Origin of the sequence: Nocardioides sp. LHG3406-4, assembly GCF_049897745.1 — a bacterium.
In the GTDB taxonomy this organism is placed as follows: domain Bacteria; phylum Actinomycetota; class Actinomycetes; order Propionibacteriales; family Nocardioidaceae; genus Nocardioides.
The window spans coordinates 982,237-1,006,924 of sequence record NZ_JAFCWV010000002.1; the positions used below are offsets into that span (position 1 = coordinate 982,237).

25 protein-coding genes are annotated in these 24,688 nt (G+C 70.4%); 15 read left to right on the forward strand and 10 right to left on the reverse strand.

Translation table 11 applies throughout. The annotated features are described in order from the left end of the window. The first annotated feature begins 180 nt into the window (after window positions 1-180). A complete protein-coding gene (locus ACP7BP_RS10835; protein ID WP_426244605.1) occupies window positions 181-2,739 on the forward strand; it encodes a M14 family zinc carboxypeptidase in 2,559 nt (852 codons plus the stop codon). Between the two features lie 15 nt (window positions 2,740-2,754). On the opposite strand, the gene ACP7BP_RS10840 is transcribed toward ACP7BP_RS10835, so the two are convergent. From ACP7BP_RS10840 to ACP7BP_RS10850, 3 genes are all read right to left on the reverse strand, one after another. Then, window positions 2,755-2,970 (reverse strand): hypothetical protein, encoded by a 216-nt coding sequence (locus ACP7BP_RS10840; protein ID WP_426244606.1) that lies wholly within the window; start codon window positions 2,968-2,970, stop codon window positions 2,755-2,757. A 25-nt stretch (window positions 2,971-2,995) separates the two neighbouring features. Then, window positions 2,996-3,406 carry a VOC family protein gene (locus ACP7BP_RS10845; RefSeq protein ID WP_426244607.1) on the reverse strand — a complete coding sequence of 137 codons (411 nt, stop codon included), beginning with the start codon at window positions 3,404-3,406 and terminating at the stop codon, window positions 2,996-2,998. A gap of 61 nt (window positions 3,407-3,467) precedes the next feature. Continuing rightward, the gene (locus tag ACP7BP_RS10850; protein ID WP_426244608.1) at window positions 3,468-3,866 is read right to left on the reverse strand and encodes a hypothetical protein; all 399 of its coding nucleotides are present in this window, start codon (window positions 3,864-3,866) and stop codon (window positions 3,468-3,470) included. 54 nt (window positions 3,867-3,920) lie between these two features. Here ACP7BP_RS10850 and ACP7BP_RS10855 point away from each other — a divergent pair, with 54 nt between their 5' ends. Together ACP7BP_RS10855 and ACP7BP_RS10860 are read left to right on the forward strand one after the other, a co-directional pair. Next, entirely contained in the window at window positions 3,921-4,775 is an 855-nt protein-coding gene (locus ACP7BP_RS10855; protein WP_426244609.1) for a class I SAM-dependent methyltransferase, read from the forward strand. Between the two features lie 4 nt (window positions 4,776-4,779). Next, on the forward strand, window positions 4,780-5,040 hold the full coding sequence (locus ACP7BP_RS10860) for a GlsB/YeaQ/YmgE family stress response membrane protein (RefSeq protein ID WP_426244610.1): 261 nt from the start codon (window positions 4,780-4,782) through the stop codon (window positions 5,038-5,040). Window positions 5,041-5,065: 25 nt separating this feature from the next. Here the strand turns inward: ACP7BP_RS10860 and ACP7BP_RS10865 are convergent, their stop codons facing one another. Both ACP7BP_RS10865 and ACP7BP_RS10870 read right to left on the reverse strand, forming a co-directional pair. Next, window positions 5,066-5,878, reverse strand: a complete 813-nt coding sequence (locus ACP7BP_RS10865) for a phosphotransferase family protein (RefSeq protein WP_426244611.1) — start codon at window positions 5,876-5,878, stop codon at window positions 5,066-5,068. Window positions 5,879-5,937: 59 nt separating this feature from the next. Further along, entirely contained in the window at window positions 5,938-6,987 is a 1,050-nt protein-coding gene (locus tag ACP7BP_RS10870; RefSeq protein ID WP_426244612.1) for a tartrate dehydrogenase, read from the reverse strand. Window positions 6,988-7,055: 68 nt separating this feature from the next. On the opposite strand from ACP7BP_RS10870, the gene ACP7BP_RS10875 reads away from it, so the two are divergent. Together ACP7BP_RS10875 and ACP7BP_RS10880 are read left to right on the forward strand one after the other, a co-directional pair. After that, complete coding sequence (locus tag ACP7BP_RS10875) at window positions 7,056-8,642, forward strand: AMP-binding protein (protein ID WP_426244613.1); 1,587 nt, start codon at window positions 7,056-7,058, stop codon at window positions 8,640-8,642. A gap of 86 nt (window positions 8,643-8,728) precedes the next feature. Beyond that, complete coding sequence (locus tag ACP7BP_RS10880; RefSeq protein ID WP_426244614.1) at window positions 8,729-9,553, forward strand: IclR family transcriptional regulator; 825 nt, start codon at window positions 8,729-8,731, stop codon at window positions 9,551-9,553. Between the two features lie 41 nt (window positions 9,554-9,594). Here the strand turns inward: ACP7BP_RS10880 and ACP7BP_RS10885 are convergent, their stop codons facing one another. From ACP7BP_RS10885 to ACP7BP_RS10900, 4 genes are read right to left on the reverse strand one after another with little or no spacing between them, the layout of a single operon-like run. Continuing rightward, a complete protein-coding gene (locus ACP7BP_RS10885; RefSeq protein WP_426244615.1) occupies window positions 9,595-10,551 on the reverse strand; it encodes an MBL fold metallo-hydrolase in 957 nt (318 codons plus the stop codon). Beyond that, window positions 10,551-11,690, reverse strand: coding sequence for an acetyl-CoA acetyltransferase (locus ACP7BP_RS10890; RefSeq protein WP_426244616.1), 1,140 nt, complete (start codon window positions 11,688-11,690; stop codon window positions 10,551-10,553). Before ACP7BP_RS10890 ends, ACP7BP_RS10885 begins: the two co-directional genes overlap by 1 nt. After that, a complete protein-coding gene (locus tag ACP7BP_RS10895) occupies window positions 11,687-12,115 on the reverse strand; it encodes a Zn-ribbon domain-containing OB-fold protein (RefSeq protein ID WP_426244617.1) in 429 nt (142 codons plus the stop codon). The genes ACP7BP_RS10890 and ACP7BP_RS10895 overlap by 4 nt, the downstream gene beginning before the upstream one ends. A 3-nt stretch (window positions 12,116-12,118) precedes the next feature. Beyond that, window positions 12,119-13,096: a cyclase family protein gene (locus ACP7BP_RS10900; RefSeq protein ID WP_426244618.1), complete on the reverse strand. Its 978-nt coding sequence runs from the start codon at window positions 13,094-13,096 to the stop codon at window positions 12,119-12,121. Window positions 13,097-13,187: 91 nt separating this feature from the next. Here ACP7BP_RS10900 and ACP7BP_RS10905 point away from each other — a divergent pair, with 91 nt between their 5' ends. After that, complete coding sequence (locus ACP7BP_RS10905; protein ID WP_426244619.1) at window positions 13,188-14,270, forward strand: mandelate racemase/muconate lactonizing enzyme family protein; 1,083 nt, start codon at window positions 13,188-13,190, stop codon at window positions 14,268-14,270. Between the two features lie 20 nt (window positions 14,271-14,290). Then, a complete protein-coding gene (locus ACP7BP_RS10910) occupies window positions 14,291-15,139 on the forward strand; it encodes a fumarylacetoacetate hydrolase family protein (RefSeq protein ID WP_426244620.1) in 849 nt (282 codons plus the stop codon). On the opposite strand, the gene ACP7BP_RS10915 is transcribed toward ACP7BP_RS10910, so the two are convergent. Further along, a complete protein-coding gene (locus tag ACP7BP_RS10915) occupies window positions 15,136-16,809 on the reverse strand; it encodes a thiamine pyrophosphate-binding protein (protein WP_426244621.1) in 1,674 nt (557 codons plus the stop codon). The two genes, ACP7BP_RS10910 and ACP7BP_RS10915, sit on opposite strands and share 4 nt — an antisense overlap. An 84-nt stretch (window positions 16,810-16,893) precedes the next feature. Between ACP7BP_RS10915 and ACP7BP_RS10920 the strand changes: the two genes are divergently transcribed. The 8 genes from ACP7BP_RS10920 (at window position 16,894) to ACP7BP_RS10955 (ending at window position 24,640) form a co-directional block, all read left to right on the forward strand. Continuing rightward, window positions 16,894-17,736, forward strand: coding sequence for an IclR family transcriptional regulator (locus tag ACP7BP_RS10920; RefSeq protein ID WP_426244622.1), 843 nt, complete (start codon window positions 16,894-16,896; stop codon window positions 17,734-17,736). Between the two features lie 150 nt (window positions 17,737-17,886). Beyond that, on the forward strand, window positions 17,887-18,945 hold the full coding sequence (locus tag ACP7BP_RS10925) for an ABC transporter substrate-binding protein (protein WP_426244623.1): 1,059 nt from the start codon (window positions 17,887-17,889) through the stop codon (window positions 18,943-18,945). After that, window positions 18,923-19,729 carry an ABC transporter ATP-binding protein gene (locus ACP7BP_RS10930; RefSeq protein ID WP_426244624.1) on the forward strand — a complete coding sequence of 269 codons (807 nt, stop codon included), beginning with the start codon at window positions 18,923-18,925 and terminating at the stop codon, window positions 19,727-19,729. Before ACP7BP_RS10925 ends, ACP7BP_RS10930 begins: the two co-directional genes overlap by 23 nt. Continuing rightward, window positions 19,726-20,553: an ABC transporter permease gene (locus ACP7BP_RS10935; protein WP_426244625.1), complete on the forward strand. Its 828-nt coding sequence runs from the start codon at window positions 19,726-19,728 to the stop codon at window positions 20,551-20,553. The genes ACP7BP_RS10930 and ACP7BP_RS10935 overlap by 4 nt, the downstream gene beginning before the upstream one ends. Then, window positions 20,550-21,398: an ABC transporter permease gene (locus ACP7BP_RS10940; RefSeq protein WP_426244626.1), complete on the forward strand. Its 849-nt coding sequence runs from the start codon at window positions 20,550-20,552 to the stop codon at window positions 21,396-21,398. Before ACP7BP_RS10935 ends, ACP7BP_RS10940 begins: the two co-directional genes overlap by 4 nt. Continuing rightward, window positions 21,395-22,408, forward strand: coding sequence for an amidohydrolase family protein (locus ACP7BP_RS10945; protein ID WP_426244627.1), 1,014 nt, complete (start codon window positions 21,395-21,397; stop codon window positions 22,406-22,408). Before ACP7BP_RS10940 ends, ACP7BP_RS10945 begins: the two co-directional genes overlap by 4 nt. A gap of 415 nt (window positions 22,409-22,823) precedes the next feature. Then, window positions 22,824-23,393 carry a TetR/AcrR family transcriptional regulator gene (locus ACP7BP_RS10950; RefSeq protein ID WP_426244628.1) on the forward strand — a complete coding sequence of 190 codons (570 nt, stop codon included), beginning with the start codon at window positions 22,824-22,826 and terminating at the stop codon, window positions 23,391-23,393. Window positions 23,394-23,464: 71 nt separating this feature from the next. After that, window positions 23,465-24,640, forward strand: coding sequence for an SGNH/GDSL hydrolase family protein (locus tag ACP7BP_RS10955; protein WP_426244629.1), 1,176 nt, complete (start codon window positions 23,465-23,467; stop codon window positions 24,638-24,640). Window positions 24,641-24,688: the final 48 nt, after the last annotated feature.

Below are 24,688 nucleotides of genomic sequence, written 5' to 3' on the forward strand. Positions count from 1 at the left end.
GACAACCATCTCGGGAAGAAGGTCATCATGCATGTGCGAAGTTCAATCGGCCGTGGCGCAATAGCGCTGGCGGCCTCGTCTCTGTTGGTCGGGGCGATCGTCGTCGGGGCAGACTCCGGTGCGCTCGCCCAGGAACGGGCGGACACGAGCAAGTCCGCCACGCTCCCCAGCGCTCAGGGCGTGGACATCCCCACGCCCGCAGAGTTCTTCGGGTTCGCCATGGGCGCCGAGGGCAAGCTCGCTGCCTACCCGGACGTCCTCGAGTACCTCGGCCTCATCGCCGAGAAGTCCGATCGCGTCGACTACGAGGCGGTCGGCGAGACCACCATGGGCAACGAGTACGGCACCGCCTACATCAGCTCGCCCGCGAACCTCGACCGGCTCGACAGGCTCGTCGAGATCAACCAGCAGCTGTCCGACCCGCGCAACACCTCCGAGGACGAGGCTCGGGCGCTGGCCAAGGAGGGTGTCCCCTTCTACTACCTGGAGGCCACCGTCCACTCGACCGAGGTCGGGAACGGCCAGGCCATCAACGACATCGTGTACCGGCTTGCGACCGAGGACTCGACGTTCACGGAGACCGTGCTGAACAACTCGGTCATCGTGCTGGTCCCGTCGCAGAACCCCGACGGCCAGCGTCTCGTCGTCGACCACTTCAACAAGACCGCCGGAACGAAGTACAACCGCACCTACCCAGACCTCTACCACAAGTACACCGGCCACGACGACAACCGGGACTGGACGATGTTCACCCAGGTGGAGGCCCGCTACCGGCTCGACCTGATGAAGAAGCTGCGTCCCGCGGTCGTGCACATCATGCACCAGCAGGGCAACAGCGGAGAGCGGATCTTCGTGCCGCCCTACGGCGGCATCACCAGCGAGAACGTGCCTGCGAACATGAACGCGGCGTCGGCCGCGATCGGCCGGCACGCCGCCCGCGCTCTTGCCGCGGAGGACAAGACCGGGGTCGGCAACGAGGGCTACGACATCTTCTGGACCCTCGAGCAACCCGTCGGCTACTTCCCCTTCACCGGGTCGGCCGTCTACCTGAGCGAGATCGCCGGCGCAAAGGATCTCGCCTATCCGCAGGTCTCCGTCGACGGCGGGCCGCTGGGGCCGCAGCAGGCCATCCAGAGCATGATCGAGCCCTATGACAAGAGCACGTGGACGTTGGCCGACATCGTCAGCTACGCCAACACCGCGACGTACGCCGGCATGGAGTACACAGCTCAGAACGGCGAGCAGCTGCTCTACGACAACCTCTACGAGGTGCCGCGGGAGTTCATGACCGAGGGCGTCGACTCCGGGACCTACGCGTTCGTGGTCGACGCGAAGCAGCGCGACCCCTACGCCACCTACGAGATGCTCGAGCGTCTCGAGTGGACGCAGGTCGAGATGCACCGGGCGACAGCCCCGTTCACCGCGGGAGGCCGGAACTACGGCGCAGGCTCCTACGTGATCAAGATGAAGCAGCCGCTCGGCAACTGGGCGCACCAGGTGCTGGGCAAGGACATCTACCCCGAGGTGCGGCTCTGCGACACGTGTCCGGTCCTGCTCCCCTACGCCGAGTCCACGACCAGTCTCCCCCTGCAGCTCGGGGTCGACGTGGCCGAGGTGATGCAGGAGTTCTCCGCGGAGCTCGAGCCCGTGGAGTCGGTGGAGGTTCCCGAGGTGGAGATGCCGGCGGACCCCGGGACACGAGGGGCCTACCTCGTGCGGCCCGAGTCGTACGGCACGATCCAGATCGTCTCCGCGCTGCAGGATGCACGCATCCCGACGTTCCGCTCCGCGGACTCGTTCCGTAGCGCCGGCGCCGAGTTCCCCGCCGGCACCTACGTGATCAGGGCGACCCCCCAGGCGCGCTCCGTCCTGGAGACCGTGTCAGCCAAGGTGGGACTCCCGGTCGCCACCGCACCGCGCAGTCCCCGCGTCGACGGCCTCAACCTGAAGCCGAAGACGCGAGTCGGCCTGTTCCGCGGCATCGGCAACATGCCGGGAGGCTGGGACATGTGGCTGTTCGACCAGTACGGCATCAACTACGACGTCGTCGCCGCACAGGACTTCCAGGGCAAGTCGCTCAACGACCTCTACGACACCATCCTGCTCCCCCACGGCATCTCGAAGGCCGACATCGTCGAGGGGCTCGACCCGGAGAAGTACGGGCCGGACTACTCGTGGGCGTACGGCGTGGGCGACAAGGGGTGGAGGAAGCTCCAGCAGTTCGTGCGCAAGGGCGGCACGCTGCTCGCCGTCGGAAACTCGGTCGGCACGGCCAAGGAGCTCCTGGACCTCCCGATCGAGGAGGCCCTGCCCGACGACGAGAACGAGTTCGTGACGGGTGGAAGCCTGCTGAACCAGGACTTCGACACCGACAACCCGGTCGCCTGGGGCATGCCGGACTCCTGGCCGGTGTGGCTCTACGACACCCAGGCATGGAACGTCACCGACGACTCGGCCGAGGTCGTGTCCTCCTACCCGGCGCAGGGTGACGTGCTGGCGAGCGGCTACCTCCGCGGCGAGGACCACATCCGCGGCGCCTCGAACGTCGTCTCCTTCGACGTGGGCAAGGGACAGGTCGTGACGTACGGCAGCGAGGTCACGTTCCGCTCGCTGCCCCGCTCGACGTTCAACCTGGTGTTCAACGCCCTCTACGCCGGCCCGGCGGAAGAGGTCAATCCAGATCAGTTCGCCGAGCTGCAGCCTCAGTTCACCGACACCGGGGCTCCCCTGGCCGACTGAGGTCCGCGTGGTGCGTCAGCCGTCCGAGTCGCCGGCGGCTGGCGCACCGTTCGGCGCCACGCCCCCGCGGGCAAGCTCCTCGACCGCCCCGGCCAGCTCCGTCACGGCCCGGGTCAGGTCGAGGAGCACCTGGGTGGCGGACGTGTTGAACGAGGTGTCGTCCCGTACGACGGCGGCCGCACTCTCGGCGAGACGGCGGGCTTCACGGACGCTGTGGGTGGCGTTGGTCATGGCGCGATTCTAGGAACCCTGCCCCTCAGCGCGTGAGGAGACAGAACGGGTGGCCGGCGGGATCGGCGAGGACGTAGAGCGCCTCGGGATCGTCGGTGCGGTCGAGCAGGACCGTCGCGCCCAGAGCGATGGCCCGCTCCCTCTGGCGCTCGAGCTCGAGCCGTGAGCTGACCGAGAAGTCGAGGTGCAGCTGCATCGGCACCTCGTGGCTCGGCCAGGTCGAACGAGGCAGCGAGTCGACGCGTTGCACGGCGATCTTGCGCCTGCCGTCGGCATCGACGAGGACGAGCCAGCTGTCGTCGTCCGCGGACCCGTCGGCCGGCGGCTCGTCGCCAGACCGGTACCGCAGCCCGAGGAGCTCGCGATAGAACTCGGCGAGCCCGCGAGCGTCGGTCGCGTCGATCGCGGTGTGCATCAGATGCGGGAACTCCGGCATCCGACCGTTCTACCGCATCACCTCCGCGTTGGACCGCGCAGTCGCGGCTCGACGAGGCGAGTCAGGTCAGTGCCGCGAGCCACTCGCCGACGTCCGGCACCCGCGTGACCGAGGGGTGGTAGTAGAAGACCGTCTCGTGCCGGATGGGCCCGACGACGACCAGGTGGGCCAGGTCGCCGCGCCGCGCTCGGGCGAGCGCAGCGCCGAGCTCGACGAACATGCCACGACCCTCGTGCCTGGAGGCGACCACCAGGACGGCGTCAGCGGTGAGGACGGCATCGAGGTCGTCGACCGCGAGCTGGGCCGAGACCGACGGGAGTGAGCCGTAGTCGGCGGTGAACGTGACGTCCGGTCCGCGGCTCCAGTCGAGGGTGATCTCGTGGCCGGCTGCGACGACAGCGTCCTGCACCGTGCGGACGGTCTCGATGTCGGCGAGCGGACCGGCGACGTAAACCTTCACCTCGGGAGAGTCTCACGCCGTCAGCGCCAGGCGCCGCTGACCTAGGCTCTGGGCATGGATCGGGCGATGGATCAGGCGAGGATCGATGCTGCGATCCAGGTCTACTACGCGCGCCAGTTCGACGAGTCCGCGAGGCTGACGAGCCGCTCCGCCCAAGGCGCTCTCGAGCTCATCCGTGTCCAGGAGATGATCGCCGACCGGGTCGGCCCTCGGTCCAGGATCCTCGACATCGGCGGCGCTAGCGGGGTCCATGCTGCGCGGTTGGCTGAGGCGGGGCACGAGGTCACCCTCATCGACCCCGTGGAGGCACAGGTCGTGCAGGCGCGGCGCCACGGCACTTTCACGGCGCAGGTCGGGGATGCCCGCCGACTCCGCTTCGAAGGCGACTCGTTCGATGCAGCGCTGCTCTTCGGCCCGCTCTACCACCTGCACTCCCCCGAGGAACGGCGCACCTGTCTGGAGGAGGCCGCTCGCGTCGTCGTTGCCGGTGGGCTCGTCTTCGTCGCCGCGATCCCTCGGTTCATCCGCCACGCCATGGTCACGCTGGCCGAGGACATTCCCCATCCCTATCCGAAGGAGTGGGTCGACCTTCTCGAGCACGGCACGCCCACAGGAGGACGCTTCCCTGCCGGCCACTTCCACACTGCCGAGGAGCTCGAGTCGGAGCTCCTGGAGGCCGGTCTCCACGACGTGGAGCTCTGTGCCATCGAAGGCGTCGCCGGACTCGCGCTGGAACAGGTCCGGGACGACGACCCAGAGCTACTCGCCGCCGCACTGACCCTGGCGCGCAAGACCGGGCACCTGCCGGGCATCCGTGACATCACGAACCACCTGATGGCGATCGGGCGCGTTCGTGAGGCCGCCGGACGCCTCGATCCCACCCGCCCCAACGGGGCAGGGGTAGGTTGAGGTCATGATCGGATTCCTGGTAGCTGGCCTCATCATCGGCGCCCTCGCGCGCCTCATCAAGCCCGGGAAGCAGAACCTGGGCATCCTCGCGACGCTCGGGCTGGGTCTCGTCGGCTCCCTGATCGGCGGCCTGATCGCGCAGCTGTTCGGCACCGGCGGCATCTTCGAGCTCAACATCCTCGGGTTCGTCCTCGCGGTCGTTGCGGCCGTCCTTCTCATCGGCGTCGCCGAGGGCGTCGCGGGGAAGAACAAGAGCACCGTCTGACCCAGGCGCCGGCCGGTGCCTCGACTCAGTCGAGCAGGGCCATGACGTGGGCGGCCTGCGCCTCGGTGGTCCCCGGCGGGTTGCGCCGGAATCCACCGTTGCCCGGCAGCAGCATCGCCAGCCAGAAGGCGGCCCACAGCGGGCGGTAGGCACGCATCCGCTCCCGCTCCGCGTCCGAGAGCCCGACCGCGTCGACCAGGGCCTCGGCATCGAAGACCCCGCCCAGGCGACCGGCGAGGTGCTCGAGGTGGTCGGCCAGCTCGTACGCCGGATCCGTGAGCCCGCCGTCCTCGAAGTCGACGAGGCGACAGGTCTGCCCGTCCCACAGGACGTTCGCTGGGTTCAGGTCGGCTATCCCGAGCGCCACCAGCTGCGGCTGCGGGAAGGTGCGGGTGGTGAGCCACCTGGCGGCCGCGTCGACGGCGCCGCCCACCAGCTCCGGGTCGCGGCACTCGCCGAGCTCGTAGGAGTCGCTCAGCCAGTCGGCCACGGTCAGGGCGAACGAGGTCGGCCCGTAGCGGCGCTCCTCGAGTCCGGCGGCCAGGACGCTCTCCAGAGGCACGTCGTAGACACGCCGCAGCACGCGCCCGAGCGCTGCGGTCTGCATCGGCGTCAGAGGTGCGCCGCCCAACGGCTCCCCCGGCAGCCGCTCCATGACTACCACCGGAGCGCCGTCGTGGGACTCCCGGCGCACGGGACGCGGGGCGACCCCGGGCGCGTGCCGCGCGAGCAGGGTCAGGCAGCTCCACTCCCGCTCCGCCTCGCCGCGGTCCCAGCTGACGTACCTCTTGCGAACCTCCGTCGCGGTGAAGGCGAGATCATGTGTCTGCGTCTGCACGACCGCGAGCCTAGGCCGCGGCCCGCACGGCGCCGCCCGAGAGCCGAGCCGCTGCAGCGTCAGCTCCTCAGCCGGGCCACCACTGCGTCACCCATCTCCGCGGTGCCGCAGGTGCCACCGACGTCCCTGGTGCGCGCTCCCTCGGCCAGCGCCGAGGCGACGGCCGCCATGACGTCGTCTGCAGCCGCCTGCTCGCCCAGGTGCTCCAGCATCATCGAGGCAGCCCAGATCTGACCGACGGGATTCGCGATGCCCTGGCCGGCGATGTCCGGCGCGGACCCGTGGACGGGCTCGAACATCGACGGGTGCTCCCTGCCGGGGTTGATGTTGCCGCTCGGGGCCATGCCGAGTGAGCCCGCCACCGCCGAGGCCAGGTCGGAGAGGATGTCCCCGAGCAAGTTGGAGGCCACCAGGACGTCGACGCTCCGGGGGTCGAGGACCAGGCGCGCCGCGAGCGCGTCCACCAGCACGGACTCGACCCTCACGCCGTGCGTTGCCGCGACGTCGGCGACCACCTCGTCCCAGAACGGCATCGTGTGGATGATGCCGTTGGACTTCGTGGCCGACACCAGCCGCCCGGACCGGCGCGACGCGAGCTCTGCGGCGTACGTCGCCACTCGCGAGACCCCGCGTCGCGTGAAGACCGACTCCTGGACCGCGGTCTCGTCAGGAAGCCCGCGGTTGAACCGGCCCCCGATCTCGGAGTACTCCCCCTCGACGTTCTCCCGGACGATGACCATGTCCAGGGCGTCGAGTCCGCGCAGCGGCGAGGTCACCCCCGGCAGCATGCGGACCGGGCGCAGGTTGACGTACTGGTCGAAGGTTCGGCGGATCGGGATGAGCAGGCCCCAGAGCGTCACGTGGTCCGGGATGTCCGGGGCTCCCACCGCGCCCAGCAGGATCGCGTCCCCGGTGGCGAGCTCGTCCAGGCCGTCCGGGGGCATCATCGAACCGGTCTGTCGGTAGTGCTCACTCCCCCAGTCCCGGTGCCGCCAGTCGATGTCGAACCCGTGCCGAGCCCCGGCCGCCTCGACGCAGGCCACCGCCACCGGCATCACCTCCGTGCCGATCCCGTCGCCGGCGATCACATCGATCCGATGACGCTGCATGAGTTGGCTCCCTAGCATTCTCGTTGTTTAATGAGACACTGTCTTAGCAGACTATCCCAGGAGCAAACATGGGCACACCGGCCCGCGACTTCCGCTCGTTCTTCGAGGACGCGGTGTCCGCCGTACCCGAACGCCCCTACCTGATCTGGACCGGGGACGACTCGCAGACCAGCTACGCCGACATGGACCTGCACATCAACCGGGCCGCCAATGCCTGGCTCGAGCTGGGAGTGCGACCCGGGGACCGGGTCTCCTTCATGCTCGACAACTCCCCCGACTTCATGGCCGCCTGGCTGGGCCTCGCCAAGATCGGGGCGGTCCTGGTCGCGATCAACACCGGCTTCAAGCAGCAGGAGGCGGCCTACCTCGTCTCCGACTCGGAGTCGGTCCTGGTGCTCACCAGCGGCGCCTACCTGCCGCTGCTGCGGGACCTGGCCACGACGCTGCCGCACGTGCGGTCGGTGCTCACGCTCGAGCCGGTTGAGGGTCAGGGCTGCTTCACCCAGGCCCTGGCCGCCGCCGACCCGACGCCTCCAGCAGCCCATCCGAGCCCCGACAGCCTGATGAGCCTGATCTACACCTCGGGCACCACCGGCAACCCCAAGGGGGTGATGCAGACCCAGGAGAACTTCGTCCTCACCGGCCAGAGCTACCCGCACTGGATGGGCATGGCCGACGGCGACCGCATCTACGCCTGCCTGCCGCTGTTCCACATCAACTCCCAGGCCTACTCGAGCATGGGCGCGATCGGAGCCCGTGGCTCCCTCGTCCTGGCTCCGAGGTTCAGCGCCAGCCGCTTCTGGCCGGAGGTACGCCGGCACCGGGTCAACGCCTTCAACTACATCGGGGCCATGACCGCGATCCTCTCCAAGAAGGAGATCTCCGACGACGACCAGGACCATGAGGTGAAGGTTGCCTACGGCGTGCCGGCGCTCGCGCACGAGACCCGGCTGGCGCTCGAGGAGAGGTTCGGGCTGACCATCGTCTCCGGCTTCGGCATGAGCGAGACCACCTTCGGGCTCGCCGAGTCCATCGACGGCGAGCGGCGTCCCGGCTCCATGGGAACCCCTCGCCATCATCCCGACCCCGAGGTCCGGCGTACCGAGGCCCGCATCGTCGACGACGCGGGCCGTGTGGTCTCGCCGGGGACGCCGGGCGAGCTGCTGCTGCGCAACGCCGCGATGATGCGCGGCTACTTCAACGACCCGGTCCGGACCGAGGAGGCGCTCGACTCCGACGGGTGGCTGCACACCGGCGACAACGCATGGATGGACGCCGAGGGCTACTTCTACTTCCTCGACCGCAAGAAGGACATCGTGCGTCGACGTGGCGAGAACATCTCCTCTCTCGAGGTGGAGCGCGTCATCGAGCGCCACCCCGACGTCCTCGAGGCCGCGGTCGTCGGCGTGCCCTCGGAGCTGACGGACGAGGAGGTGCTCGCCTACGTCGTCGTCCGGCCCGGGGGCGACCTGGTGCCCGCGGACGTCGTCGCCTGGTGCGCCGAGCACATCGCGTCGTTCAAGGTCCCGCGCTACGTCGAGTTCACCACCGACCTGCCCAAGACCCCGACGGCGAAGATCCAGAAGACGAAGCTGCGCGGGCTCGACGCCGGCCCCGACCGGTACGACCACGTGCTGGCCTCCCGCCCGTCCTGACCCGGCGGGCGCCGACGCGCCCACGGGTCGGCGGCGCGCCGGGGGCGGGCCTCCGGATACGATCAGGCGCTGACCGAGGAGAGCAGATGGCTGACGACCAGGACGACGCAGGAGCCGCGAAGGACGAGGGCGCTGCGCCGACCCCGCCCTCGATCAGCTACCGGGTCGCGACCCTTCTCGAGCTGGTGGGCTTCCGTGAAGGCGGGATCGGGCCCCGCGAGGCCGCCCGCGAGACCGGGATCGACCGCAGCGCGGTCAGCCGCATCTTCCGGCAGCTCGAGACGGTCGGCTGGGTCGAGCAGATCGACGACCGCGGCACCTACTCCGCAGGCCCGCGCATGTTCGCCGTGGCGGCCGCCGTCCGGCAGCGCGACTCGCTGTGGCGTGCCGCCGGTCCCTTCCTCCAGTCCTTGGCCACGGAGCACAACGAGACGACGTACGTCTCGGTGCTGCAGGACGAGCGGGTGGTGTTCAAGGAGAAGATCGACAGCACTCAGCGGATCAGGTACGTCGTCGACCTCAACACGCCGTACCCCCTGACCACCGGTGCGGCCGGGCGAGCGATTCTCTCCGCCCTGCCCGAGGGCGTCGCGGAGCGCGCGATCCGACAGGGTCTGGTGCCCTACACGCCGAGCAGCATCGTCGATCCGGTCGCCTATCGCCGCCAGCTGGTGGAGGACCGTGAGCGCGGCTACGCCTACTCCGCAAGTGGCTGGGTGGCCCGCGGTGCGGGCGTCGCCTCCCCGTTCTTCGACGCGACGGGACAGTGCCGCGGCGCTCTCACGGTCAGTGCTCCGATCGATCGTCTCGGTCCGGAGACGGCGTCGACCATCGGCCCGTCGGTGCTGCAGGCTGCCAACGGCCTGTCGCGCCGGCTCGGGTGGGACGGCGCCTGGGGTCCTTCCGACTAGCTCGTCGCCCCGGTGCGGCTTCCTGACCGGGGCGCGTGAGCTCAGGCGCGGAACTCCAGGCGGGTGCCGACGGCCATCTGCCGGAAAGCGTCGGGCAGCACCTCGGCCACTGCGCGTTGGGCGCGGAAGCCGCTGCAGTGCATGGGCGAGACCAGGGCAGGCGACAGCTTCTGCAGCTCGGCAGCGGTGCTGTCGATCTTCTCCTGCGAGATGCCGGGGTGGCCGAGGTGGAAGCCGCCCATCAGGGCGTGCACCCGGTCGACCCCGGTGAGCCGCTGGGCGTGCCTGGTCGCGCTCACGACGCCTGCGTGCCCGCACGGGTCGAGCAGGACCAGGCCCAGACCCTTCACGTTCAGGATCAGGGTCAGGTAGTCGTCGATCGGGTCGGGCTCCAGGCGCCCGTCGCAGATGCAGAGCCGTCCGGAGGGGACCTCGTGCTCGAAGTCGACGGTGGTCTCGATCTCGCCGCTGGTGCACACCCCGGGTGCGACCGGGATGGGGTCGCGGACCAGGACCAGCCGTCCTCCGGCGTCGTGCACCGCGCTCTCGGTCAGGTCGCGGTTGAAGTACGGCAGCACCGCGTCGGCCCGGGTGATCATCCGCGGACGGAAGGCGTGTGGGTGCGCGGTGACCGGCACGGGCCGCCCGATCGCCTCCAGCGCGCCGTAGATGCCACCGAAGTGATCGGGATGCCCGTGGCTGATCACGACCTGGTCCACCGTGGTGAGGTCGATCCCGAGGACCTCGGCGTTGTGGCGCAGGGCGAGAGCGCTGATGCCGGCGTCGAACAGGACGGTCGTCTCCCGGTGCCCGTGCTCCACGCGGAGCAGGAACGAGATGCCGTTCTCGGCCAGCGGCGTACCCCGACGGGGCGCGAAGTGCTCCGGCATGCCGACGCGACGCATGTCCGGTGCGTCGGGCATGAGCATGTCGATGAAGTTGTCGACCAGAACGGTCACGGTGACCGCGTCGCAGGTTCCGAAGGGGTTCTCGGTCATCATGCCTCCGTAGAAAGGACGGCCGTTGCGTGCGCCGCGAGAGTGAGTCCCATGCCGTGCACGAGCGCGTGCGTGGCGCCGTCGACCTGCCGGCCGCCGGCAGCTCCGCGCAGCTGCTCCACGGCATCGAGGATGAGGAACATCCCGAGCATCCCGGGATGGGTGTAGGAGAGGCCCCCGCCCGTCGTGTTGAGCGGCAGGCTGCCGCCAGGGGCGATGTGCCCGTCGCTGACGAAACCCCCGCCCTCGCCCTTCGGGCAGAAGCCGAGGTCCTCCAGGAGGATCAGCAGGCTGATGGTGAACGCGTCGTACACGTGCGCCGAGTCCATGTCCTCGACGCGGAGATCGGCCATCCGCAGGGCCCGCGCCGCGCTGTCGGCGGCCCGCGTCGTCGTGAGGTCGGGCATCGCCAGGATGTTGCGGTGGTTCACCGCCTCGCCCGCCCCCCGCACGTAGACCGGACGCTGCGGGAGGTCCCGCGCCCGCTCGGCCGAGGTCAGCACCACCGAGGCACCACCATCGGTGACGAGGCAGCAGTCGAGCTTGTGCAGCGGCGTCGCGATCATCTTCGACGCGAGCACGTCCTCCACGGTGAGCGGCTCGTGCGACGGCGCGGCTGGGTTGAGTCGTGCCCACTCGCGCGCCGACACCGCCACCCGGGCGAGGTCCTCGCTCGTGGTGCCGTACTCCGACATGTGGCGGTGGGCGATCATGCCGAAGGCCCCGATCGGGTGGATCAAGCCGTAGGGCTCCTCGAAGACCAGCTTCTCCGCCAGGCTGACCAGGCGCCCCCCGTCACTTCGCTGGGTGCTTCCGTACGTCACCAGCGCGACGTCGCACTGCCCCGTCTCGATCGCAGCGGCGGCATGACCGAGGTGGGACACGAACGAGCACCCGCCCATCGCCGTGGTGTCGACATGCCTGGGGTCGAGTCCGAGGTACTCGCAGGCGTTCAGGCCCGGGAACCCGTGGTAGGACGAGGTGGTGAACACGCCGTCGACGTCGGCCATCGTCAGGCCAGCCTCCGCCAGGGCCTGGACCGCGGACTCACCGGCCAGTCCCAGGGGGGACCGGCCGTGACCGGGGGTCACGTCGGCCTCGGCCGCGCCGACGATGGCGGCCCTGCTGCGCAGGCTCATGAGCCCTCTCCGGTTCTGGGGGTGTAGCGCGGCAGCGTCACGTCATCGGTCACGTCGTCGAAGACGACCTGCACCGGGAGACCGATCCTGACCTCGTCCACCGGGACGCCGACGAGGTCGCCGAAGCCCCGGAAGCCCTCTTCCAGGTCGACCAGAGCGAGTGTGTAGGGAACATCGGCGGCGAAGCCCGGCCCCCCGGGCCGCATCTGGGTGGTGAAGGCGTGCACGACGCCGCGTCCCTCCGAGGTCAGCAGGGCCACCTCGAGAGATCCGCAGTGCGGACACAGGACGCGCGGGTAGCTCGCCGTACGGTCGCAGGCGCGGCACCGCTGGTAGGCGAGCCGGTGCGCACGTGCTGCGGCGAAGAAGTCGGCCTCCTCGCCACGCGGCTGGGGAAGAGGCTTGTCCGTGGTGGTGTCGGCCATGGATCAGAAGATCGCCAACGGGGTGAGGGGCGACCCGACGGCTCGGGTGATCGGCAGCGGCGGACCGGAGAACATGAACTCCCACCGCTGCTCCTCCTCGCAGGCGACCGCGATCGGCTCGAGGTCGAAGATCTCACCCACCCACAGGCCCATGTGCACGATGAAGACGATGTGCAGCGGCTGGTTGGTGTCCGGGGTCTCGTTGGGCCGGACCTCCATCCCCCACGTGTCCGTTGCCAGCGCGGCGATCTCCCGCTCGGCCACCCACGGCACGGCGTCGAGACCCAGGCCGGGCGCGGAGCCGCCGGCGTAGTCACCCCAGCTGCCGCGGTCGCGCACCTGCGCCATCTGCCCGGTGCGGACGAACACGAAGTCGCCGCGGCCGACCGTCACGTTCTGCCGTTCCTCGCACGCCTCGAGATCGGCGTTGGTCACGGCGTAGCCGGGCTCCAGCCACGGCACCCCCTTCGCTGCGGGGACGTCCAGGAGCACCCCGCGCCCGATCATCCGGCCGCAGCCGGAGGTCACGTCGTTGACCAGGGCGCCCTTGCTGCCCACCATCATCGCCTCGACGCCGTTGTACATCTTGCCCTCGAAGAAGATGTGGGCCAATGCGTCCCACTGCGTGCCGCTCTGCAGCGGCATGATCAGGACGTCGTCGGCACCGCGGAGGTACTTGTCCTCGCCGCCGTAGAAGTCCCGGATGGTGGTGCCGGCGACCACGTCGGCCCCGTCGCGGATCATCAGGTGGATCGGGTTGAAGCGGCCGAAGCCCCCTCCCCCGCTCTGCGGGCCCGCGTCGTCGATCGGCAGCCCCATCTCCACGATGCGGCCCTTGCGCACGAGCTGGGCGGCCGCGACGACGTCCTCGGGCCTGATGTGGTTGAGGGTTCCCACCTGGTCGTCGGACCCCCATCGGCCCCAGTTGGAGTACTTCTCGCTCAAGGCACGCACCGTCTTGATGCTGGGGCCGTCGGTCATCGGGTCCTCCGTATCGCTTGCACGCTTCATTGTGTGAGACACTGTCTCATACGGTGCTGCAGAAGGCGGGCCCTGTCAACCGGGAGACGAGATGAGCCGAGTCCAGCGAGTCGACGTCCGGGTGCTCGACGTGCCCCAGCCGCGGCCCATCAGCAGCTCGTCGGCGACGTACGCCTCGCTGGGGGTCGTCGTCGTCGAGGTGGAGACGGCCGACGGGGTCACCGGGCAGGGGTGGAGCCACGTCATCGGGGGCGGCGCGGAGTCGATCGCGTCCTTCGTGCGCACCGAGCTGGCCCCGCTGGTGACGGGCTCGGACCCCGACCACGTCCGGGACACCTGGCAGCGGATGTACGTCCACGCCCTGAGCCGCGGCCGCAAGGGCGTCGCGATGTACGCGATCTCGGCGGTCGACATCGCGCTCTGGGACGCGCGCGCCCGCAGCATGGACGTCCCTCTCCACCGCCTGCTCGGCACCGCACAGCCCTCGGTCCCGGTCTACGGCGACGGCTGCTGGCTGTCGTACTCGCACGACGAGCTCGTCGCCGCCGCCCAGGAGTACGACGCGCGCTCCTTCTGGGGCGTCAAGGTCAAGGTCGGGGCGGACCTGGCCGACGCCGTCGAGCGGGTCGGGCTGGTCCGCGACGCGCTGGGCCCCTCGGGACGCGTGATGGTCGACGCCAACCAGCGCTACGGGCTGCTCGAGGCCACCCGCCTGGCGCCGGCCCTGGCCGATCTCGACGTCACCTGGTTCGAGGAGCCACTCCTGGCCGACGCCCCTCGCGACTACGCCGCGCTGCGCTCGCGCACCACGGTCCCGATCGCCTGCGGCGAGAACGAGTACTCCCGCTACGGGTTCCGCGAGCTGCTCGAGCTCGGGGCCGTCGACATCCTCCAGCCCGACGTGCACCGCGTCGGCGGGGTCACCGAGTTCATGCGGATCGCCGCCCTCGCCGAGGCCTGGAACGTGCCGGTCGCTCCGCACACCTCGTGGGAGGTGCACAGCCAGCTGCTGCTGTGCGTGGTGCCCGCGCTGGCAGTCGAGTACTTCGACTGGTACCCCGAGGGCTTCTTCGACCACAGCCCCGCGATCGAGAACGGCCGCGTCGGGCCCAGCGCGGCCGCCGGGCTGGGGACCCACATCCGTCGCGAGACCCTGCGCCGCTACGCGGCCTGACCGCCACGCAGGAGGACCTCATGAAGCTGATCGGCCAGCTGCGCAGCGACGGCGACATCGACGTCGTGGACCTGGACGACGACGGGAGCGCCCGCGTCGTCGCGTCCCTCGACGCCTTCTGGGCCGCACCTCACGAGCATGCGAGCGGTCCGGCGACCGGACCGCGCATCGGCCCGGAGGAGCTGCGACCGGTGCCACCGGTGCTCCCGGCGGCCAAGGTCCTCTGCATCGGCCTCAACTACGCCGACCACGTCGCCGAGGGCTCTTTCGCAGGTACGCCGCGAGCCGACCATCCGACCATCTTCGGCCGCTGGACCGACTCGCTCACCGTCGACGGCGCCGCCATCCCGGTGCCCCCCGACGAGGACGGGCTCGACTGGGAGGGGGAGGTCATGGCGTGGGTCGGTCGGACGCTGGTCGACGCGACCCCCGAGGAGGCCCTGGCCGCGGTGGTCGGCTACTCCCCCTTCAACGACGTCACCGCGCGCCGTGCCCAGAAGCTCACCAGCCAGTGGACCGTCGGCAAGAACGCCGACGCGTCCGGCCCGCTGGGCGCCATGACGCCGGCCCACGAGATCGGCGACCTGAGCCGGGGCCCGCGCCTGGCCACGCGGGTGAACGGTGAGACCGTGCAGGAGGCCTCGACCGACCAGATGATCTTCGGCGTCGGGGAGACCCTGGCCGAGGTCTCGCGCACCCTCACGCTCCGGCCGGGCGACCTGCTGGCCACCGGCACCCCGTCGGGGGTCGGCTACGCCCGCACCCCCGTCCGGCTCCTCCAGCCGGGGGACGTCGTCGAGGTCGAGGTCGAGCGACTGGGCCGCGTCCGCAACCAGGTCGTCGGCGCGCAGGCGCGCCACCGCCCCTAGCGAGCCGCCGGGGTCGCCACCCCCTTCGGGGCGACGACCTCCATGTCCGTGACGACGTCGAGCAGGAACGGGCCGCCGTGGCTGAACGCCTCGTCGAAGGCGGAGTCGAGGTCCCCTGGGCGGGTGACCCGGCGGGAGCCGACCCCGAAGGCCGACGCCAGGGCGGCCAGGTCGATGTCCTGGAAGTGCCACAGCTCGTGGTGCCGACCGGTCAGCGACCCGCCGTAGGCCTTCGTGTACGGGTTGATCTCCTGGTTGAGCGACCGGTTGTCGTTGACCACGATGACGGCCGGGATGTCCCAGCGGGCCGCGGTCTCCAGCTCGGCCACGTGGTACCACAGGCCCCCGTCACCGGTGAACAGTGCCACCGGCCGGTCCGGGCGGCCGAGCGCCGCACCGAGAGCGGCCGGCAGGCCCCAGCCGAGGGACCCGGCGGCCCTGATGTAGTCCTGGCCCTCGCGCAGGTCGACGTAGCCGCCGGTCCACATGCCTGCGTGGCCGGTGTCCGCCACCAGGAGGGCGTCGTCGGGCAGCAGCCGGCCCACGTCGCTGGAGAGCCGCTCGGGGCGCATCGGGATCGCCTCCGAGGTCAGGTACTCCCGGTTCTCCTCCTGCCACGCCCGGCCCAGGTCCTGGGCTCGTCGCGCCCAGGTGCCGTCGAGCCGGTGGTCTTCGACCGCCTCGCGCAGGGCATCGACCGTGCGGCCCGCGTCGCCCTGGATCCCGACGGTCCTCGGGTAGTGCCGCCCCAGCTCCGTGGGCTCGACGTCGATCTGGATCACCTGGACGTCGATCGGCGGGACCGTCCAGGTGAGGGTGAGCTGGCTGCCCGTCTGCGTCCCGACGAAGAGGACCAGGTCCGCCTCGACCAGCACCTGGTTGGCGCTGCCGCGCGCGTAGAGCCCGGGCACCCCGACGGCGAGGGAATGGTCGGCGGGGACGACGGACTTGGCGTTGAGCGAGGTGGCGACTGGCGCCTGCAGCTGCTCGGCGAGCGCCAGCACCTGTGCACCCGCACCACCCGTCCGCACGCCCCCACCCGCGACGATGACCGGACGCCGCGCCCCTCGCAGCACCTCGGCCGCCCGGCGTACGGCGTCGGGGTCGGGCTGGACGACGGGTGCCGGAAGCCGGTGCGGGACCTGCGGCACCTCGGCGTCGAGCTCCTGCGCCTCGAGGACGTCCCCCGTGTGGCCGGCGAGCTCGAGGTGGACCGGGCCGGGCCGGCCCGACATCGAGGTCCGCACCGCGTGGGCCAGCATGTCGGGGAGCCGGGCCGCGTCGTGCACCTGGCCACTCACCTTCGTCACCGGCTTGAAGAGCGGGAAGTCCTCGATCTCCTGGTAGTAGTGTCGGCCGCGGCTCGTCTCGTAGGGACCACCCGTCAGCGCGAGCACCGGGGACGACCCCAGGTACGCGTCCCGGAGGCCGGCAGCGAGGTTGGCCGCACCGACGTTCTGGGCCATGCAGACTCCGAGGCGTCCGCTCGACCGGGCGTAGCCGTCAGCCATGTACGCCGCGGCCTTCTCGCCGTGGGTCACCACGCGCCGGATGTCGGTGTGCTGCTCCATCGCCACGAGGGTGTCGCTGAGCACCGTCGGGACGAGGAACACCGCGTCCACCTCGTAGGCCTCGATCGCCGTCGCCAGGTAATCCGCAGCCGTCGCCATGTCGCTCGCTCCTTCCGACCCCGCGGGGCGGATCCAGGTGTAATGAATGAGACAGTGTCCCGTTCAGTAACCTAACATGACCGCGTGCTCCCCTCCTACGAAGAGAACGGACGCACCACCGGGACCGCGGCCCGGCTGGTGACCCTGATCGAGCTCGTCGCCGCCCGACCCGAAGGCGTCGGCGTCCGGGCCGCGGCGCGGCTCACCGGCATCGACCGAAGCGCCGTCTCCCGCCTGCTGCTGCAGCTCGAGGAGCTCGACTGCGTGCGCCGCGACCCTGAGCACGGCCGGTACGTCGTCGGTCCGCGCCTGTTCTCACTGGCCGCGGTGACCCACGGGCAGGACAGCCTGACCAATGCCGCCCGCCCGATCCTGCGCGACCTCGTGCTGCGGCACAGCGAGACCTGCTACCTGGCCGTGCGTCAGCGCGACCACGTCGTCTTCCGTGACAAGATCGACTGCACCCACCCGATCCGCTACGTCATCGAGCTCGGGAAGCCCTTCCCGCTCACCACGGCCGCCTCGGGCACGGCGATCCTGTGCGGGATGCCGGACGAGGAGGTCGACCAGGTGCTCGACCGGGCCCGCTTCGAGCGCTGGACACCGGCCAGCCTCCTGGACGCCGAGGCCTTCCGTCGCGTCATCGCCACCGACCGTGGCCGGCGCTACTCCGCCAGCGTCGGCCGGTGGGTCCACAACGGCGCCGCCATCTCCTCGCCCTTCTTCGGGGCGTCGGGTGCCTGCCTGGGCGCGCTCACCCTGAGCTGCCCCGCCGACCGGCTCGGCCCGCGCGACCCGGCCCGGCTCGGCGCCGACGTGCGTCGCGCAGCCCAGGAGCTGTCGCGCCGCCTGGGCTACCTCGGCCAGTGGCATCGGAGCGCTGGGACCTCCCTGGCGGGCGACTCGCTGAGCGAGACACTGTCTTGACAAGTGCTCGAGTTCGTCAGACTGTTGGTTCCGACGAGCGGTGACACTCGTCACACCCGGGACATGGTGTACCGGCACACCGACCATCGGTGGCGACGCGAAGGGGCGAGACCAAGGATGAGGCGACAGCATTTCCGAGCGGCAGCAGCCGTGACAGCTCTCTTGATGACGGCCACCGCGTGCGGCGGCGGGGACTCCGAGGAGGAGTCGTCGGATCCCGACGCCAGGCTCTCCATCAGCATGGCGATGGCCGCCGAAGGCACCTTCACCGCGGAGTGGTTCGGGTGGGCGGTCGCCGACGAGCTCGGCTACTACGACGACCTCAACCTCGACGTCGAGTTCAATGCGGCGGGCGGCAGCGGCGAGGCCGTGGAGCAGCTGGCCGCGGGCAACGTCGACGCGGCGAACCCGTCCATGCCCTCGGTCGGCGAGGGCCTGCTGTCGGGCATCCCGCTCGTCGACATCTTCACCTACAGCAACGGCGCGATCTTCGGCATCTTCGCTCCCGAGGACTCCGGCATCAAGGAGGTGGCCGACCTCGACGGGGCACGCATCGGCATCTCGGAGCCGGGCGGCGGCGAGGTCGCGTTCCTGGAGGCCGCGCTCAGGGCCGAGGACATCGACCCCATCTCGGACGTGAGCCTGATCCCCATCGGGTCCGGTGGCCCCGAGACGTTCTCCGCCATCACCGAGGACCGCGTCGACGCCTACTCCACGGCGTACAACGACATCTTCGCGCTGCAGACCGCCGGACTGAACCTCGCCGACCTGACCCCCAGCATCTTCGACACGTTCCCCGCCCGCGGGATCATCACCACCCAGGAGGTGGTCGACGAGAAGCCGGAGGCACTGCGCCGGCTCGCTCGCGGCACGGCGATGGGCATCGAGTTCTGCTTCGCCAACCTGGAGGAGTGCGAGAACATCATGCGGAAGGCGATCCCCGAGGCGTTCGAGGAGAACGAGGACGGCGTCTCCCAGGGCGAGCTGCGCTTCGACCTCGCCGAGCAGCAGGTGAAGCCGCCCAACCCGGATCGGCTCGGCGAGCACCAGGTCGAGTCGACCAAGGACTTCCTCGACACCATCGCCTCGACGATGGAGAACGCGCCGGAGTACGACCTGGACGCCTTCCTCAACGAGGACTTCCTGGACTTCGCGAACGACTTCGATCGAGAGCAGGTGCAGCAGGATGCCGCAGAGTACACAGGCTGAGTCCTCCTTGGACGACGTCGGCGGGGATGACGCCCTGGTCAGCGCACGGGGCTTGACGAAGACCTACTCGAGCGGCCGTGGCACCGTCACGGCCCTCGAGGGGCTCGACCTCGAGATCCGCAACGGCGAGTTCATCTCGCTGCTCGGGCCGAGCGGATGCGGGAAGTCCACCGCGCTGAACATCATCGGCGGCCTGCTGCCGGCCTCGGCGGGCACGGTGCACGTCAAGGGCGAGCAGATCACCGGGCCGCGCCGCGACATCGGGATGATGTTCCAGAAGGCCGTGATGCTCCCCTGGCGGACGACGCTGAAGAACGTGCTGCTGCCCATCGAGGTGTTCGGCCGCTCCAAGAGCGACTACCTCGACCGCGCTCACGAGCTGCTCGAGATGGTCGGCATCTCGGAGTTCGCCGACTCCTACCCCTGGCAGCTCTCCGGCGGCATGCAGCAGCGGGCGGCCCTGTGTCGCGTGCTGATCCACGACCCGGACCTGCTCCTGCTCGACGAGCCCTTCGGAGCGCTCGACGAGTTCACGCGGGAGACGATGAACAAGGAGCTGCTGCGGGTCCATGCCCACACGAAGAAGACCACCATCCTGGTCACGCACAACATCTCCGAGGCGGTCTTCATGAGTGACCGGATCGCCGTCATGAGCGCCCGGCCGGGACGCCTCATCGACGTGATCGACGTACCGTTCGGCCGGCCCCGCGAGACCGAGCTGATGCGCACCCAGGAGTTCGCCGACATCATGTTCGAGGCCCGCGCCCTGCTGGACCTGCGATGACCACAGTCGCGACCCGTGAGGTCAAGGCACGCACCCGCGTGCACCCCTCCGAGCGAGCGATCACGCTGAGCATCATGCTCGGCACCCTGGGGGTGCTCATCGCTGCCTGGGAGGTGCTGCCTCGCACCGGCGTACTCAACCGGACGGTGATCCCCACCGCCACCGACACGCTCCGAGGACTGGGCCAGCTCTTCGAGAGCGGCTACTGGTGGGAGGACCTGCGCGGCACCCTGCTGGCCGTCCTCATCGCCTGGGTGCTCGGCTGCGCCTTCGGCCTCTTCCTGGGCATCGTGATGGGCGCCTCGCCGTTCATCCGGACCGCGATCACGCCGTACACCATCGCGCTGCAGGCCCTGCCCAAGATCGTGCTGGCGCCGCTGTTCATCGGCTGGCTCGGCTTCGGCGCGGAGAGCAAGATCGCGATCGCCGTCGCCATCTGCTTCTTCCCCGTGTGGATCGACACGATGATCGGCCTGGCCATGCCGAGCAGGGAGGAGTTCACCCTGATGAGGTCGCTGAACGCCTCGCGCACCCAGACCTTCGTCAAGCTGCAGATGCCGACCGCGATCCCGATGGTGATGGTCGGGATCAAGCACGCCATGTTGCTGTCCTTCACCGGCGTCCTGGTCGCCGAGATCCTCGCGGCCTCGTCCGGGGGGCTCGGCACCCTGGCGAAGGAGTACTCGCTGCAGCTCAACATGCCGCTGACCATGGCCGTGGTGACCACGGTGCTGGTCATCGCCGTCAGCCTCGTCTCGGCGATGGACTTCCTCGAGCAGAGGGTCGTCTTCTGGTCCGAGCAGGCCCGAGGGAGGAAGTCATGAGCAGCACCGTCACGCGGCCGTCCCCCACCCTCGCCAGCGCGTCGGGTCCGGCACGACGCCCACGCTTCCGGTCGCCGTACTGGCTCTCCGTCGCCGTGGCGCCGGTGCTCTACCTGGTCTGGTACCTCTCCGCACAGGCCGAGCTGGTGGCTCCGATCCTGCTGCCGGCGCCGGCGGACGTGTGGGACGCAGTCCCCCGCGTGTACGGCGCCAACGGGTTCCTCGAGCACGTGTCCCGCACCGTCGGCGAGATCGTCCTCGGATTGGCCCTGGGAGCGGCGATCGGCTTCCTGCTCGGCGTCCTGCTCGGCTCGTCGACGCGACTCCGCGCGGCGTACCTGCCGCTCCTGAGCGCCGCGGAGTCGGTGCCCACGGTGATCCTGGCCCCGCTGATCATCGCCTGGTTCGGCTTCGGGCTGGACGGCAAGGTCGTCCAGGCAGCGATCGCCTGCTTCTACGCCGTCTTCATCACCACGCTGTCCGGGCTGGCGATGGCCGAGGCGGACTCGATCTCGCTGATGCGGTCGCTGCGCGCCTCCCGCTGGCAGATCCTGCGCAAGGTGAAGATCCCCTTCGCCCTGCCGGTCATCTTCGGTGGGCTGCAGATGGGCGCGACGACGGCCATCATCGGAGCGATCGTGTCGGAGTTCGTCGGCGCCGACCGCGGCCTGGGCTTCCTCATGCTGCGCTACCGCTCCAGCTACGACACCCCGGCCGTGTGGGTCCTGATCTTCGTGTTCCTCGCCTTCGGGCTCATCGCCTACCTCATCATCTGGGCCGCCGAGCGCCGCATCGTGTTCTGGCGCCGGCCCGAATCCACCCACGACAGGAATGACAACCCGTGACCATCGACATCCACGCCCACACCATCCCCGCTCCCCTGCTCGTGGGACTGGCCGAGAACGCGCCGTCCATCGCTCCGAGGCTGGAGGACCGCGACGGCGAGCTCTACTTCCACTACCCCTCCGGGCGGGTCAGCGGCCCGACGCCCGCGGGCATGAGCGACACCGCCGCCCGACTCGCCGACATGGACGCCTCGGGTGTCCGCACCCAGGCCCTCTCGGTGCCGCCCACCCACTTCTCGTACGCCCACGGGGCGGAGGAGGCGGCTGCCGCCGCGACCCTGCACAACGACGCGATGGTCGACATGGCGCTCGCCCATCCCGACAGGTTCGTCGTGCTCGGCACGCTGCCGCTGCAGGACACCGACCTGTCGCTCAAGGAGCTCGACCGCCTGCTGTCCATCGAGCAGGTGGTGGGACTCGAGTTCGGCACCAACGTGGCCGGCCGCAACCTCGACGACCCCGACCTCGCCCCGATCTGGGGTGCGGTGGCCGACGCCGGCCTCGCCGTCGTACTGCACCCCGACAACGTGGCGGGCGCCCAGCGCATGCACGACCACTACCTGCACAACTTCGTGGGCAACCCGACGGACACCACCGTGGCGGCGGGGTCGCTGATGTTCGGCGGCGTGCTGACCGACCACCCGAACCTGCGCATCGCCCTCCTCCACGGCGGCGGCTTCCTGCCCTACCAGATCGGCCGGTTCGAGCACGGCTGGTCGGTGCGCCCGGAGCCGCAGCAGAAGCTGTCGGTCTCCCCGCGGTCGCTGCTCGGCCGCTTCTGGTTCGACACCCTCACCCACGACACGGACTCCCTCCGCTTCCTGCTCGAACGCGTGGGAGCCGACCGGCTCTGCCTGGGCACCGACTACCCCTTCGACATGGCCGACGCGACGCCGCTCGCCTCGATCGAGGCGGCCATCCCCGACGCCGCGGTCGCCGAGCAGGTCTCGGTGAGCACACCGCGCGAGCTCCTCACGCGACGGCCGCCCCGGGGCGAGGGCTCGGCCTGACGTACGGCGCGGGCGGTCGTCGGGCGTCGATCAGGCGGGTCGAGCGGAGCCCACGGGCGGGGCCGCGAGCTGCCTGTCCCCGCAGCCGTGATCCGCTCGCGCGGCGGTTGGCAGGCGGCGAGCACGCCTGGGCTTCGCCCGAGACGCCGGCTACCGGCGGATGACGCTGTGGACCAACGACGTGCTGGCCTCCGCCCGGACGATCTACAGACCGCGGGACTCAGCCCGGTCGACGAGGAGGAGCAGCAGCACAGCTTCGGCCACGACCTCGTGGGTCAGCACTGGGCCCGCGACTTCCAGCCGGAGGACACGCCGGACGTCGGTGCGGCCCGGACGACAACCCTATAGTGCGTAGCAATTTGCCTATATGCATTAGGTAGAGCAGACTCGGCCCTCCGACATCCGAGGGAGCGACATGGCACGCGCAGGACTCACCAGGGAGCGGCTCGTCCGAGCGGGCGCGGCGCTTGCCGACGACGTGGGATTCGACGACCTCACGGTCTCGGAGCTCGCGCGACGCTTCGACGTGAAGCCCGCCAGCCTGTACTCCCACGTGGCCAGCACCGACGACCTGAAGACGCAGATCACCCTGCTCGCGCTGGAGGAGATGGCCGACCGGGGCAGCGCAGCACTCGCGGGCAGGGCCGGCAGGGATGCCCTGGTCGCCCTGGCGAACGTCTACCGCGACTACGCCGTCGAGCATCCTGGCCGCTACGCCGCCGCGCGACACCGGCTCGACCCCGAGGTCGCTGCAGCCAGCGCCGGGGGCAGGCACGTCCAGATGACGCAGGCGGTCCTGCGCGGCTACGAGGTGCCGGAGTCGGAGCAGACACATGCGGTCCGGCTGCTGGGCAGCGTCTTCCACGGCTACGTCAGCCTCGAGATGGCCGGGGCCTACGACCACAGCTCCCCTGCCGCCGCCGAGTCCTGGCCACGAGTCCTGGACGCCCTCGACGCCCTGCTGCGGAACTGGCCGCCAGCCTGACCGCCCGGCCACCGACGCCGCCCTCCTCCGCCACGACCGAGCCACCGACCTTCGAGCACCAGGACGATCCCATGCGCCACCCGAGCTGGACCACCACGCCACTGACCGACGACCTGCTGCGCGGGGCGATCGAGACCGAGCGCACCGAGCGCGGCGTGCTGCCGCACCGACTGCCCGCCTGGGCGCGCGCCCAGTGCACCGACGGACAGCTGGCCATGGCGGAGGCGCAGCCAACGGGAGTGCGGGTGGCATTTCGCACGAGGGCCACGAGCATCGAGCTGGACACGTTGGCCACCAAGCGGGTCTACGTCGGCGCCCCGCCGCGGCCCGACGGCGTGTACGACCTCCTCGTCGATGGTCGTCTCGCCGGCCAGGCCATCGTCTCCACGGGCAACACCCTGACCATCGACCTCGCCACCGGGACAGCCGAGGCCCGGGCCGGGGAGCCGGCCACCGTCCGCTTCACCGGCTTGGGCTCGGACCCCAAGGACGTGGAGATCTGGCTTCCGCACAACGAGACCACCGAGCTCATCGCCCTCCGCACCGATGCGCCCGTGCAGCCCCGCGAGAGGGACCGCCCGGTCTGGCTCCATCACGGCAGCTCGATCAGCCACGGGTCCGACGCGGCCAGCCCCACCACGACCTGGCCGGCGCTCGCCGCCCGGCTCGGTGGCGTGGAGCTGATCAACCTGGGCTTCGCCGGCAGCGCCTTGCTCGACCCGTTCGTGGCCCGGGTCATGCGAGACACCCCGGCCGACCTCGTCAGCCTCAAGATCGGCATCAACCTGGTCAACCTGGACCTGATGCGCCTGCGCGCCTTCGCGCCCGCGGTCCACGGCTTCCTCGACACGATCCGCGACGGGCACCCGGAGACGCCGCTGCTGGTCGTGTCGTCGATCCTGTGCCCGATCCACGAGGACACCCCGGGTCCCACCGCCACGGACTCGGCGGGCCTCAGCACCGGTCGGCTGCTCTTCCGCGCCACCGGCGACCCGGCCGACCGTGCCAGCGGGAAGCTGACCCTCGCAGTCATCCGGGACGAGGTGGCCCGGATCGTGGCCCAGCGCGCCCCTGCTGATCCGCATCTGCACCACCTCGACGGACGCGAGCTCTACGGCGCCGCGGACTCGGCTGAGCTGCCTCTACCCGACGAGCTGCACCCCGACGCCGCCACTCACCAGCGCATGGGCGAGCGCTTCGCCGCGCTGGCCTTCGCTCCTTCGGGGCCCTTCGGCGGCGACGGCTGAGGCTCGGCCCGGCCACGGTGCCGAGGACGCAGGTCGGCGGCCCGCGAG

Excerpts from the sequence above, each read along its gene's own strand:
- ACP7BP_RS10840 (WP_426244606.1), bottom strand. The coding sequence starts at position 2,970 with ATGACCAACGCCACCCACAGCGTCCGTGAAGCCCGCCGTCTCGCCGAG.
- ACP7BP_RS10845 (WP_426244607.1), bottom strand. The coding sequence starts at position 3,406 with ATGCCGGAGTTCCCGCATCTGATGCACACCGCGATCGACGCGACCGAC.
- ACP7BP_RS10855 (WP_426244609.1), top strand. The coding sequence starts at position 3,921 with ATGGATCGGGCGATGGATCAGGCGAGGATCGATGCTGCGATCCAGGTC.
- ACP7BP_RS10860 (WP_426244610.1), top strand. The coding sequence starts at position 4,780 with ATGATCGGATTCCTGGTAGCTGGCCTCATCATCGGCGCCCTCGCGCGC.
- ACP7BP_RS10870 (WP_426244612.1), bottom strand. The coding sequence starts at position 6,987 with ATGCAGCGTCATCGGATCGATGTGATCGCCGGCGACGGGATCGGCACG.
- ACP7BP_RS10875 (WP_426244613.1), top strand. The coding sequence starts at position 7,056 with ATGGGCACACCGGCCCGCGACTTCCGCTCGTTCTTCGAGGACGCGGTG.
- ACP7BP_RS10880 (WP_426244614.1), top strand. The coding sequence starts at position 8,729 with ATGGCTGACGACCAGGACGACGCAGGAGCCGCGAAGGACGAGGGCGCT.
- ACP7BP_RS10885 (WP_426244615.1), bottom strand. The coding sequence starts at position 10,551 with ATGACCGAGAACCCCTTCGGAACCTGCGACGCGGTCACCGTGACCGTT.
- ACP7BP_RS10890 (WP_426244616.1), bottom strand. The coding sequence starts at position 11,690 with ATGAGCCTGCGCAGCAGGGCCGCCATCGTCGGCGCGGCCGAGGCCGAC.
- ACP7BP_RS10895 (WP_426244617.1), bottom strand. The coding sequence starts at position 12,115 with ATGGCCGACACCACCACGGACAAGCCTCTTCCCCAGCCGCGTGGCGAG.
- ACP7BP_RS10900 (WP_426244618.1), bottom strand. The coding sequence starts at position 13,096 with ATGACCGACGGCCCCAGCATCAAGACGGTGCGTGCCTTGAGCGAGAAG.
- ACP7BP_RS10905 (WP_426244619.1), top strand. The coding sequence starts at position 13,188 with ATGAGCCGAGTCCAGCGAGTCGACGTCCGGGTGCTCGACGTGCCCCAG.
- ACP7BP_RS10910 (WP_426244620.1), top strand. The coding sequence starts at position 14,291 with ATGAAGCTGATCGGCCAGCTGCGCAGCGACGGCGACATCGACGTCGTG.
- ACP7BP_RS10915 (WP_426244621.1), bottom strand. The coding sequence starts at position 16,809 with ATGGCGACGGCTGCGGATTACCTGGCGACGGCGATCGAGGCCTACGAG.
- ACP7BP_RS10930 (WP_426244624.1), top strand. The coding sequence starts at position 18,923 with ATGCCGCAGAGTACACAGGCTGAGTCCTCCTTGGACGACGTCGGCGGG.
- ACP7BP_RS10935 (WP_426244625.1), top strand. The coding sequence starts at position 19,726 with ATGACCACAGTCGCGACCCGTGAGGTCAAGGCACGCACCCGCGTGCAC.
- ACP7BP_RS10940 (WP_426244626.1), top strand. The coding sequence starts at position 20,550 with ATGAGCAGCACCGTCACGCGGCCGTCCCCCACCCTCGCCAGCGCGTCG.
- ACP7BP_RS10950 (WP_426244628.1), top strand. The coding sequence starts at position 22,824 with ATGGCACGCGCAGGACTCACCAGGGAGCGGCTCGTCCGAGCGGGCGCG.
- ACP7BP_RS10955 (WP_426244629.1), top strand. The coding sequence starts at position 23,465 with ATGCGCCACCCGAGCTGGACCACCACGCCACTGACCGACGACCTGCTG.